Below are 12690 nucleotides of genomic sequence, written 5' to 3'. Positions count from 1 at the left end.
ACCCTGCCGATCCTTGTTCTACCAGTTCATAAATTTGGCGAAGGTATTGATTGGTGCAGAGATTTTTTAGTATTCTATCTACAGTCTCATCTGCTGCCTCAGTACCCGTACCGCAGAAAACCTGACAAGCCAATTCTGTGTACCTAGATGGGTTCTCAAGTAATTGACGTGACTTGGTAGCTATAGCTGCTGCTTGAGCCAAAATCGCATCATAAGATCCTGCTGCTACTCTTAAGACTTCTAGGGTTGACTGGTCTACACCACCAGCGTAGGCACAAGCGAAACCAAGTCCCCCCCACAAATTTACTTGTCTTTCTGGTGGGAAAGCACTGATAGTCTGTGAAATCAGAGTTACATCAGTGCCGTTAATAAACCAAATGCTGCGCCCCATCCCCTGATCAAAAACTTGGGAAGCATAACCAGTAAGTACTTCAGGTATTGGTTGACCTTGAAGATAATCTTGCCAGTGGGTAAAACCATGCTGAAAGCCATAGCCATCCAGTACTAGCCAACTCCTGATCAGGCTTAGTGATTTTAAATATGGTTCGATAGGCAACTTTTTGTTGCCCAGTATCAAACCTAACCCCACATACACAAAGTTTTCATAAGCTGCCCCAGGACCTTTGACAAAGGCCTCTACCCGATTGTAATCAGTAGGTGCAAATAAATCCCGCTGCGCTAAACCAGTACCTACACCCTCCAAAGCAAATCCGAGCAATTCGGCTGAAACTGAATTTAATTTAGGAATAATCGCCTCTAGTTCTTCAGTAGTAGTTCCTACTTGGTAGCCCTGACTGTAAGCACTATGTATACTTCCAAGACGCTGGGCTGCCTCAGCAGGCAGGGGGGGAACTCCACGTAGTTTTTTGGTTTCGGATAATATGATATCTTGTGTCACTTTTATTCTCCTGATTGAAATTGTTGCTTTTTGTCATACACGCTCCGACCAGCGCTTTATTTTGTTGAAGTGCATTCTTCATGGCTTTGTGTGTGAAAGTATCAAATACTTGTGTTTAGCTCAAAAATTCCTTTGGAATCCAAATTCCATGAAAACCATAGGGAACTCGTTGCGGGATGAGAACACGAGCCACAGGCTCAGTAGCTAAATCTTGGGCATTCAACACTAGCAATTCAGAGGCTTGTTGTGTTGAATCATAAACAAAAGTCATTAACCAGCCATCATCTTCTGTATTACTATTCGGGCGAGGGACAAAAACTGCTTCTCCGCCGTAACGACCCGATCCCAATTCATATACCTGTGAGGAGCCAGTTGTAAAGTCATATTTCAGCAATCCGTCAAAGCTAAATGCTATCCTTTCCCCAAATGCCATTTTTGCTGTATAAGCATATCGGCTTTGTCGCCCCAATCTTTGCTGATTCAGACTAGGAAAATCTGATGCTAGATCATCCAGTGGTTCTTCAGAAACAGTACCTGTACACAGATTAAATCGCCAACGGTACAATCTTGGCCTATCATCCTGAGCATCATTAAACTTTGTTGGTATGTCAAGGGATGTTGTTCCACTCATCCGACAAGCAATCAGGACGATTTCTTCTCCGTCTTCATAAGCATTCACAGTATGGAAAATATAGCAAGAAGGAGCCTCAAACCATTGAATATTACAGTTATCTCCATGACGGGGAAGAATACCAAAGCGACTAGAAACATCTGACTCAAATAAGTAAGCTGATTCTCCCCGCATGATCCTTTCCATGCTAAAAGTCAGAGGCAGATACATGAAAATGGTGTAGTGTTCAGTGATGGCGAAGTCATGCATCATCACTGGTGCTGGTATATCAATACTTATAGTTTTTGTTAGTTTTCCCTCCCGCGACACAATGCTATATTGCAGATATGGTTGCGAAGTCACAGCATAGCCATAGAACATCATCTCCCCAGTTTCCGGATCAACTTTGGGATGAGCTGTAAATCGAGATGCAAGTTTACCCTCATAGTTATATGGTCCAACTGTCTCTAAGTTGGGTACTGCAATTTCGTACGGTTCAGCTCCTTCCCACAGAGCTAAAAGTTTTCCACCATGCCAAACTAAGGCAGTATTGGCAGTATTCTTGAAAGGTCCAAACAGATTATTAGGGGGAAGATCAAAATTAGGTGGTTCTGTTGGTCCTTTCCATAGCGATCGCCCTGCCTCTGCCTCCATCTTCAAAGCTCTAGTCTGAACATAACGATTGCGATATGAGGCTTTACCATTATTAATTTGCACCCCATGCAACATCCCATCACCATCAAACCACTGATGACGACCTATAGGATCAAACTTAGGATTTGGGCCATTGCGGACAAACGTCCCGGATAAATCAGGTGGTAACTCACCAATTACTACGAGTTCATCAGCAGTAACTTCTTCCTGAACTGGGGCAAAATTACTATCAAGATAAGGACTGATTGTTGTTGTGACCATTTTTGTTCTCTATATTTTTGTTCTTTATAAGACTTCTAATTACAAACAAAACATTTGCAGCATAAAGTCTTGAGGTGTTCGTCCAACAAAGCTGTGTCGTATGGTAGGTAAATACTCAGTGGTGGAAAACTTAGATGTCGATCATCCAATTCCTTTCCTGACCAAAAAGAAATTGTCTCTTTGTAGGGGATGAAAGTTTTTTCTTAAATACTCAAGAGAGTTTAAAAATACCTTGAATAAAAACTTTTCCTTGATAAACAAGAATTGTACCATTTCCTGCCATACCTTGAAATTTAGAAGCTTTTTGTCTTGATATAGCATCATAAACAATCCCAAGTTAAGAAACCCAAAAACAAAGGTATAGCCTATAAGCATACCTAGCAGACGAATCAGGTAACTCTGTGTTACATTTTGAAGAACATCATAGGCAACTGTTTTATGCTCAATCTCTTCAGCAGCGTGCCACTCAAAAAGTTCCTTTAACTTCGGTTCTGCTTCTGCCAATAATTCCTCTTCTAAGACAAGTTCAGCTACAACATTTGTACAATTCTCAACTCCTGCAATCATAGCTAGCTTCAACTCAATGCTCAACCAATTTTCACAAATATTCCAAAGAATAAACCGCAGAAAGCGAAGGTAGGTTTTTAATTCATAGCCTTGCTGCTGTAAAATTTCCCAGAAATTCTCATGCTGAATAGAATGTTGTGCTTCCTGGCCTATAAATGCCGAGGCTTCTTGTTTGAGCTGCAAGTTATTAATTTGCTTTATTTGCCCTTTTATAGTGCGAAGCATGAATTGTTCGCCATCGGGAAACAGAAGCGTGATGCTATTAAAAAAGTGTGTTCTAAAGTGACTGTTCCCACACCAATACCTCTCAGTCTGCTCTGAAAAATCAAAATTCATCTGCCGTACAGTTATTTGAGACATAAGTCTATACCTTTGGTTATGATGTTTAATACGGTTGGCTATACTCTTAAAACAACCTGTGAAATTAGTGCTTCTTTTGTTTTCTGGGAGTAGGATAATATCTCCATTTTTGATCGAACAGAAAAGACTTGTTCAATACACTTCTTTGATAAGAGAAATTTTCAAAGCCAGCCTTGCCATGATAACGACCTATTCCACTTTCACCAACTCCTCCAAAAGGTAAAGAGGGAATAGTTAAATGCATGACTGTATCATTAATACAAACCCCACCCGATGTAGTTGCCTGCAATACCTGAGTTTGATGTTGTTTATTATTGGAAAAGAAGTAAAGAGCTAAGGGTTTTGGTCTTTCATTAATGATTGCGATCGCTTCATCTAAATCTGTGTACTCAACCACAGGAAGTATCGGACCAAAAATTTCTTCCTGCATGATATTGTATTCCCAAGAAACTTGATCGATAACCGTGGGAGCAATGTAGAGGTCTTTGAGATTAGTCTCTCCTCCCACTATAATTTTCCCATATTTTAGCAAATTAGCAAGACGTAAAAAATGTTTTTGGTTAATTATTCTGGAATAATTTGGACTTTTTGATGGTACATCGCCATAAAATTCCCTTATATATTTCTCAATTAGATTCAACAATCTTTCTTTGATATTTTTATGCACTAAAAGATAGTCAGGAGCAGTGCAAGTTTGACCAGCATTGATGAATTTTCCCCAGACAATTCTTTTGGCAGTATACTCAAGATGAGTATTTTCATCAACAATGCAGGGGCTTTTACCACCTAACTCTAGAGTTACTGGAGTTAAATACTTGGCAGCAGCCGACATAACAACTTTACCAACTTTAGTTCCACCAGTAAAGAAGATATGATCAAATTTTTCTGACAATAATTCTTGACTAACTTCTACACCACCTTCAACAACATGAATAAAGGAAGGTTCAAAGATTTTACCAATAATTTCAGCAATCACAGCAGAAGATTGAGCAGATATTTCGGAAGGTTTTAAAACTGCACAATTACCAGCTGCGATCGCTCCAATTAAAGGAGTCATAACCAAGTTAAAAGGATAATTCCAAGGACCAAGGATTAAAGTAATGCCGAATGGTTCAGCATAAATGTGAGAAGAAGCAGGAAATTGATGATAAGGAGTAGCGACTTTTTGCGGTTTTACCCAATTTTTAATATGTTTAAGCGCGTAATCAATTTCCTTGAGAATCCCGACTGTTTCAAAGTAAGCATCAAATCCCGACTTATTTAAATCAACCTTTAAAGCTTTAAAAATAGCAGGTTGATTTTCTATCAGTGCTTGTTTTAATTTTTGCAATTTTGCAATCCGGAAATCAATATCTTTAGTTTTACCAGTCCGAAAAAATTGTTTTTGTTGTTCCAAAATCTTGCTAAATTTTATTAGAGGTTGTGCAAGCATAAAATTTTATCTCCAAAAATAATTAGGGTCTATATCAAATCTAGGTTAAGTGATTGGTCGATGATAGAAGCTAGCCTCTTCTTGGCTCTGGCTAAAAAGTTTATATGATCGGGGCGGTGATTCAAACAAGTGAAGTATTTAGAAAAAATGCTCAACTTAAACCGAATCCCCAACCCCTAAATCGAAAGCTAAAGTTTAGCTACCTACTTTGACTAGCTCTGGTAACTTGGTATCATTTGCATCTACAGTTGCCAAATTCTGCCAAGACTGGAGTTCAGTCTGGGGTTGATAAGTCTTAAACTCTTCTCTTTGCTTGGCAACTGTGCTGTTAGTGGGAATATTTCTGGTTTGATAGTTATAAATCAACTCATCTACATAAGATTGAGCAGATATTTTCAACAAGCTGAAAACTTGTTTAACATTTTTTGGTGCTAGCACACCTGGCAAACCAAATCCTTTCCACAGCAACTTCAGATACCATAAGGCAACGAAGAAATAAGTATTTCTCATTTCGGCATAGATGTTGCAGTGTTGAGGCTCGTATTTACTAAGACCTATGTATTTACTAACGTCCTTAGTGATTGAATACCCAAAGGGCAATTCATCAGTACGATGGGTGTACATAAATCCCAGATTCTGCTTCTTCTCCAATAGCTTGTCAAAAAGTTTATATGCTTCTTCCAAGGTTTCAGCAACAACTGCACCACGTCCTTGTTTGCCAAACTTATGGAGAAACGCCAAATTTAAATGCCATTTGCCGATATACATCGGGATCAGCACCCCGAACCACCACATATTTTCGAGGAAGATCCGCCAACTCATGATGCTGGCGTTACCGAGTTGTTTTTCATGATGGCTAACAAGGTGATTATTACGAGCAATCATGTTGATAGCAAAGTTGTTGTAAACAACCCGCTTCTTCTCTGCATCAACCTCACCTGCAAATTTTGCGCGAATGATTTCTGTGACGTTCTCGATTTGAAAGGACATCATTGTCATTCCCATTGAGTAAAAGGGATCAAACATGGCTGCTGCATCACCAATGACGTACCAGTTATCTCTGGAGTACATCTGCTTACTCTTATGCGCTAGCCTTGGCAGATAATGGAAATCTACTTCCTCCCCGCTCTTGAGCAATTGATAAACAACATTGTGATTGGCCTCTAGAAAAGCAGAGAATTTTTCTTTGGTATTAACACTTTGAGCAAGGATGATATCATTGTGGTGGACTAAGCCAATCGACAATTCCATACTTTCGGTGTCCGTCGGGATCATCCACACCCAATGTCCATGTCCCATCCAGTGATTGGTTGCATAGTAATGGCTGCATGTAGCATTTGCAGGATCATAACCATTATGGAAAATAGTGCGATCGACATTTCTGACTCGCATCCATGCTGAACCATTATTTACACCGTAAAGATTCTCTGCCCCAAAGACTAAATTATCTGTCTTGCGACCGATGATAAACTTGCGACCAGCTGCATCAATAACATGTTTAGTTTTTAGTTCCAGCTGCTGATTATCTAGTTTAACTTGTATAGTGTTCAGATCATCACCAGAGGTGAAGTCAACATCAACTACTCGACCGTTGTAAAATTCAACGCCCATGTCCTTATTCATTTTTAGGACATCACGCTCAAATTTGGGGCGATTAATGAGAACAGAAGCAAGGGGGGGTTGACGAGTAGCCCAAAGATGAAAATAGTCGTCTGTGTTTTCTGTTTTGGCAGGATCTTTAGGCCAATGAAAGTTTAAACCAAACTTGGGTGGGTGATTTTCAATCATGTAATCATAAAGTCCCAACTCCTTACAGATCATCAGGGTGGAGATTTCGACAGTTGATTCACCTACTTTCATATCCTTGTCCATCCGTTCTTCCGGGCGGGGATCGACTAAGGCAATCTTGATGTCAGGAATATTCAGTAGCAGATGGCGAGCTTGGCAAATTCCTGCCATGCCAGCACCCATAATCACAACATCGTAAACTTGGGATTGAGTATTGTTCATCAACATTGGCTTTTGTGTAGTTAAAATTTGCGGTTGGTAAAACAACTCTTGATCAAGAGTGATGAACTGATTAGACATCTCCAGAAATGAGGTATTGACCCTAACTGCACAAGGCTTTTATATTCTGGCGTTGCATAAATGTGGGATGAATTAGCGGCTGAAGCTATTAATAATTCGTTCAAAATAGGGCTAAATCATCTCATTATTCAGCAATGCCTATATTCTTTTTCGGAGATGTCTATTAGCTAAACAAACTTAATTCACTGGTGTCGTTGAGTATGAAATTTATATCTGCTTGTTCAGATTTAGCATCCTGCACAACCAATGCAATCATCCTTTGTGAGCCTCGTGTCAACTGCATAGGGAAAGTGAGAATTTTAAGTTGACTACCAGCAGACATATCACGGAACAGTACACTGTCTCCTTCAATATGGGCAATTCTTAAGCTGATATCCTTGGCTCCAGTTGCTTTACGCAAAGCTTCTACAGCCGTCCAAATTCGTATTCCAGCCACATCTCCTGAGTCATCAGAACGCAACAACAATTGTTGCATTAACGGTTGTCGCGCCTCACTTAATAATGCATTCCAATCCTGTTGGCTACGATGACTTACAGGTTCAATATCGCAACCTTGAGGTCCTTGTCCCGCCACACACAAACAGATACGCTGATCGTGAGAAAGAGAAACTTCTACTCCCTCCATAGTCGCTCCATCCACCATTGGTTTTCCAGATGCACTCCAGTTAATTTGTGTTTGAGAAACATCTGAGTTTAGTAGTTTACCGAGAGCCTGATAGAATAAAGGTAACTCTTGGGCGTGACGTTCGTCTGGCGAGAGAGTACTGATTTCAGGAAAATAAGCGAGGGAAATTTCAGGTGCGCTAACTCCAAAAGAATGGGCGCGATCGCTAATTTTTTTGTCCAGTATCCCTTCATCTCTGCGTTCGGGATCAGCCAATTCCTCCACCGTAGGGTTATCTTTACGGTGTTCTAGTAATCGTGCTTCGTATCCGCTCAGTTTTTCGACAACACGCCCATCTTCAGTCACGACAAGCACACTATTGCGGAATTGCTTACCTGACTGACCCTGGGGTACGGTGATACAGATACAGGAGTCACTCAACTCACCGTCTGGCTGGTAAATTTCGATCCGTTCAATCAATACAGGTAGGCAATTGTCCTGTGGGATCAAAAGTTGCCCAGCTTGGAGTAACGAATCTCTGTAGTAAGGATCTCCGAGTAAAAATGGCCCTTCTGACCTATCTGCATGATCTGTTTGAGCAGAGGAGAAACTAAAGTTTCTGTGGGTGCGGAATACACATTTATCAGCATCCAGTGTATAAATTTTCTGCAAGCGTTGGAAACGCGGCCCCTGGAACAGCAACCAACTATAGAGATCCGCTTGGGGTTGAATATCTAACGCTGTAGATGGGAGTTTGATCGACTCCATAGCAGGAGTTTTCTGCGTACCGAGAACAAAAGTGGCAGAAAAATGGCTAATATTGAATCCTGTTTTTTCAGTCTTAATAGTTACATACACCTCCTGGGGAGCATTTTTAGACTCTCGCTCAAGGACTTCTGCATGGATTTCGATATCCAACCCTTTTTCTGGATCAACAACAATTGGGCGCTCTAAGCGAATATCTGCAATTTCTAGAGTTGGTAGAGTATTCTTATCCGTAACATAGGCAACTGCTTGAGCCATAGCCTCTAAGCCAAAAACCGTAGGAAACAGGTATGAACCTTTATATAGATGATCCAGAAGGTAAGAATCTCGCTCTAAGCTCAAGTGCGCCCGTGCAACCATTTCTACACCAGGTTCACACAGCAGCACCCGTTCTAAGAATTTTGACTCTTTGGGTGGTAAACACCGTTCTGGGAACCAAGTATCGAAGCCACTGGTTTCAAAGGCAGAAAGAGCTTGCATGGGAGCAGCAACCACTACTCGCATATCAGCAGCTTCGTTCTCGATCAGATGCAAGAACCGAGCTACACCTGCATCTTTGGGGATCGCCTTTATTCCCATTTTATTGAGGCTGCGAACACTACCCATCCGCGCCCCCATACCGACTTCTTCCCAAACACTAAACGCCATTGAAACAACCGCAGTTTCTGGGTGTTGAGCTTGAAAGCGGCGCAAAATCAAATCTAAAGCTTCATTAGAAAAACCGTACCAAGCATTACGCTGCATTCCGGTAATACCGATCACGGATGAGAAACCAGCAAAGAGCTTCAACGGTGTTTCGGCAAATTCCTGACATAAATTGAGTACACCTTTGAGCTTGGGCTTAATTTCATCAAACGCAGCTTCTTTTGATACTTGTTCAATCAGTCTTGGCCAATTTAAAGCAGCTCCGTGAATTATTCCGGTAATTTCACCAAGATCCTGGCGAATTTGCCGCACGACAGCCCTTAAAGATTCGGGATCAGCAACATCACAACTGTAGCAAAGACAGGTTAATCCTTCAGCACTAAAACGTTCGAGAGTCCGCATCACTTCCACATTCCCAGAACCAACAGTATGTTTGTCTGGAAGTGGCGAACGACCAACTAGAGCCATGCGTACCCCTGTTTTCTTCGCCAAAGCTAAGGCACATTCGGCAGTAATACCTTTGGCTCCACCAGTAACAAGAATGACATCTTTAGAAGACCAGGTAATTTTTCGTTCTTCATACTCGGCTGGTTCTTGTACTTGCGGACGAGAAACATAACGAGTCAGAGTTGCATCGTAGCCCGCAGCTAGATAGAAATGAGAGGTAGCAAGCTCTTTTATTACACATTTGGCGATCTTGCTGGGACTAAGCTTAAGAGAAAAATCAATTACTCGTACTTTGAGATCAGGGCGTTCTAAATGCAGACTGGATGCAAAACCGATCGCACAGCATTGGTCAATATCTGCAAGCGGTGGCTGTGTACCGAAATGTCCACCACCAAATTGAATATACGCTACTGTTGTATGAGTGCGGGATGCTTGGGAAGCTGGCGGCGGAGTGGCTATGCTGCGTAGCCGCTCAATCATGCTGAGTAAAATAGTATCTGGTGATGATCCACTACTTGATTTTTGCGGAAGTACAGCTATAAAGTGAGTAAAGTCACTTTTATCAATGACGGCTTGAGCCTGTGCTGTAGCATAGGATAAGATTTGAGCTTGAGCGCCTTGGTTACGTAGTTTTTTATACAATACCTCGGCTATGTGAGTTTCAGTGGTTTCACACAGGATAACGGCGTTAGCAGTTTGCCAGTTTTCATCAGGATGCTTACCAAAAGCAACTGGTGTAGATGCCTCTGCAATAGTTGTCACTATGTAGTCACGTACCCGTGGTTTGCGATCGCGCTCTGGTGTTTGTGTTAGTTCAGTCTGCCTACGAGCCTGTAGATGAGAGCCATTTGTGGAACTTTTCACTCCATTGGTTCCATTACTAACGCTCCCATTCCCATTGCTGTTTTGTGGCATAACTAGCCGAATCGCCTCAGCGATCTCTTGGATTGTGGCATTGGCCATAGACGCAGGATCAATCTTACCTGCAACACCAAATTGTTGGGTGGTAGCAGCAATTAATTCCCCTGCTTTTATAGAATCAAGGTTGAGGTCATCGAGCAATCTAATGTTTGGTGTGACGCTCTGTTGCGGAAAACCTGTTTGTTTGACAATAAAGTCTACAAGAAAGTTTTCTACACTACTATTAGCAAGACTATACGTTGGAGCTATTTCTGGCTGAGAACTGCTTTCTGGAATAACTAGCCTAATCGCCTCAGCAATCTCTTGAATTGTGGCATTAGCCATAGACGCAGGATCAATCTTGCCTGCAACACCAAATTGTTGGGTAGCAGCAGCAATTAATTCCCCTGCTTTTATAGAATCAAGGTTGAGGTCATCGAGCAATCTAATGTTTGGTGTGACGCTCTGTTGCGGAAAACCTGTTTGTTTGACAATAAAGTCTACAAGAAAGTTTTCTACACTACTAGTTTGATTGCCATTGATCTGTGTTTGAGCAATTTGAGGGATTTCAACTTGCGTCTGTGACGGAACTGTTGCCAAACTAGGAGTTCGTGAAGAGCCATTTTTGCTATTACCATTAGTGGCAGGAAAACCATTGCCGTTGGTTTGGCTAGGAATATGCGACAAAGTTTGCAAGTCTGCTCTGATCACCTCTGTTAAAAACCTGCCTCGTTGGGAAATGTAATTAGATAGCATCTCCCAAGCAACTTGATTTTGTGGGCTAGGCAGTGTCTGCACGGAAGCATGAGAAGCATAAGAAATTTTAGATATTTGGTCGGCAGATATCTGGAATGGTCGCTCTACAGGATTTTCAATGAATACTTGTGCTGATACTGGTACAAAGGGACGAACAAGACGATTTTCGTAGAGAACTTCCCATTTTATTTCATTGCCACGCACAAATATAGCAGCCAGCATGACATGCAAATCTTTGTGTAGTCCGGGTTTAGATTCAACCGGGAAACAAGATGCTCTCTTGGTATCATTAATATCACTAACTAAACCTGAAAGGACTTTGCCAGGACCTACTTCTACAAGCAAATCACAGGTTTGACTCAGTGTTTTTACTAGTGAAACAAAATCTACTTGTGCCAGCATCTGATTAGCAAAGTGTTCGCGTAACGATAGCCCCTGGTTTTGCTGCTGACCGTCTACACTGGAGAACAAAGATACGTTGATTTGTTCTAACTGCTTTGGAATAAGTTGTTGCTTTCTCAGATGCTCGGCTGCGGTTGCAACTAACTGCGAATGGAAAGCATTGGAAACTGCTAGCAGATGAGTGCGAATTCCTGCTGCTTGGGCTAGGGCGATCGCTTGTTCCACACTAGCTGATTCGCCAGAGATTACCATCTGTTTTGGACTATTGATGTTAGCCAAAACCACGTAACCACTGACTTGCTTGAGAATATTCTCTGCTACTTCTTGAGAGCAAGCCAGACTTGCCATCGCACCTTGGTTTTCGCCTTCCACATTCGCAGACATAGCTTGTCCTCGAATAGCAGCTAGACGTAAAAGTGATTTCTCGTCAAAGGCTCCGGCGGCCTGAAAAGCAGTTAGTTCACCAAGGCTATGACCACCTACAGCAACGGGCTTGATCCCAAGACGGTTAAGATAGTGTAACCAAAGCAATGAAGCTAGAGAGATTGCAGGTTGAGCAACTGCTGTTTGGGCTAGTGCTTTCGACCACTCAGCAACTTGCTCTTGGTTGACAGCACGGTCTAGGGATAGATACATGTACTCTCGCACCCCACCAAAGCCAGCTTCACGTAGCCAAATATCTGCTTGCTCTACTAGTTCTCTAGCCCAAGGATAGCGCTCTACCAGCCAACGAGCCATATTCAATTTCTGCGAACCTTGGCCAGGAAAGAGAAAACCGATTTGGTTTTGTTGGACACTATTGCCTACCCACACTTCTTTTTGTGGGCTAGTAACTAACTCTCCTTTTTTAGGTGGTGTTTCATCCAACAATTTTTCTAATAAAGTTAGATGGTTAACTAACTCTTCAGGCTTACCTGCAATCAAAGCTGCTCGAATTGGCTGTTGGGGCTGGAGATTGCGGCTCAAGTGTGCAGCCAGGTCAACTACTTCTGCGAAACTCAAACCTTCTGCGGTATTGATCAAAGTCCGCGTTTGTTCGAGTAAAGCGGGAATTGATTCAGCAGCTAGGACAAAAATCTCTGTATCCTGATTAGAAACTAGCAGAGACTGTTCTTCTATAGAAGTTTGCAGTTTTTCGGCTGGAGAATCACCAGATTCAAGGGTGACATGGCAATTAATACCGCCAAATCCCATAGCAGAGACGCCAGCACGCAGAATATCTGTTTGAGGACGAACTTCTCCTTGCAAAATCGGGTAAAGAGAACGGGCGGAAGTCTCAAATACTGCGTTGGGTTCTTGGC

6 protein-coding genes are annotated in these 12690 nt (G+C 42.0%); all 6 read right to left on the bottom strand.

Annotation, left to right across the window (positions count from 1 at the left end):
- The coding region (locus tag AC5JMK_RS05845) for a DUF1702 family protein (RefSeq protein ID WP_495909629.1) at window positions 1-898 on the bottom strand (898 nt) is incomplete at its 3' end.
- 115 nt (window positions 899-1013) lie between these two features.
- A complete protein-coding gene (locus AC5JMK_RS05840; RefSeq protein ID WP_495909628.1) occupies window positions 1014-2423 on the bottom strand; it encodes a carotenoid oxygenase family protein in 1410 nt (469 codons plus the stop codon).
- 141 nt (window positions 2424-2564) lie between these two features.
- The gene (locus AC5JMK_RS05835) at window positions 2565-3350 is read right to left on the bottom strand and encodes a metal-dependent hydrolase (RefSeq protein WP_096679392.1); all 786 of its coding nucleotides are present in this window, start codon (window positions 3348-3350) and stop codon (window positions 2565-2567) included.
- Between the two features lie 64 nt (window positions 3351-3414).
- Window positions 3415-4782, bottom strand: a complete 1368-nt coding sequence (locus AC5JMK_RS05830) for an aldehyde dehydrogenase (protein WP_495909627.1) — start codon at window positions 4780-4782, stop codon at window positions 3415-3417.
- Window positions 4783-4977: 195 nt separating this feature from the next.
- Window positions 4978-6792, bottom strand: a complete 1815-nt coding sequence (locus tag AC5JMK_RS05825; RefSeq protein ID WP_495909630.1) for an NAD(P)/FAD-dependent oxidoreductase — start codon at window positions 6790-6792, stop codon at window positions 4978-4980.
- Window positions 6793-7033: 241 nt separating this feature from the next.
- Window positions 7034-12690, bottom strand: a 5657-nt coding sequence (locus AC5JMK_RS05820) for an SDR family NAD(P)-dependent oxidoreductase (RefSeq protein WP_495909626.1), incomplete at its 5' end; no start/stop codon positions are given.

Source organism: Pelatocladus sp., assembly GCF_059505505.1.
This window is presented reverse-complemented; position numbering and strand designations above follow the sequence as displayed.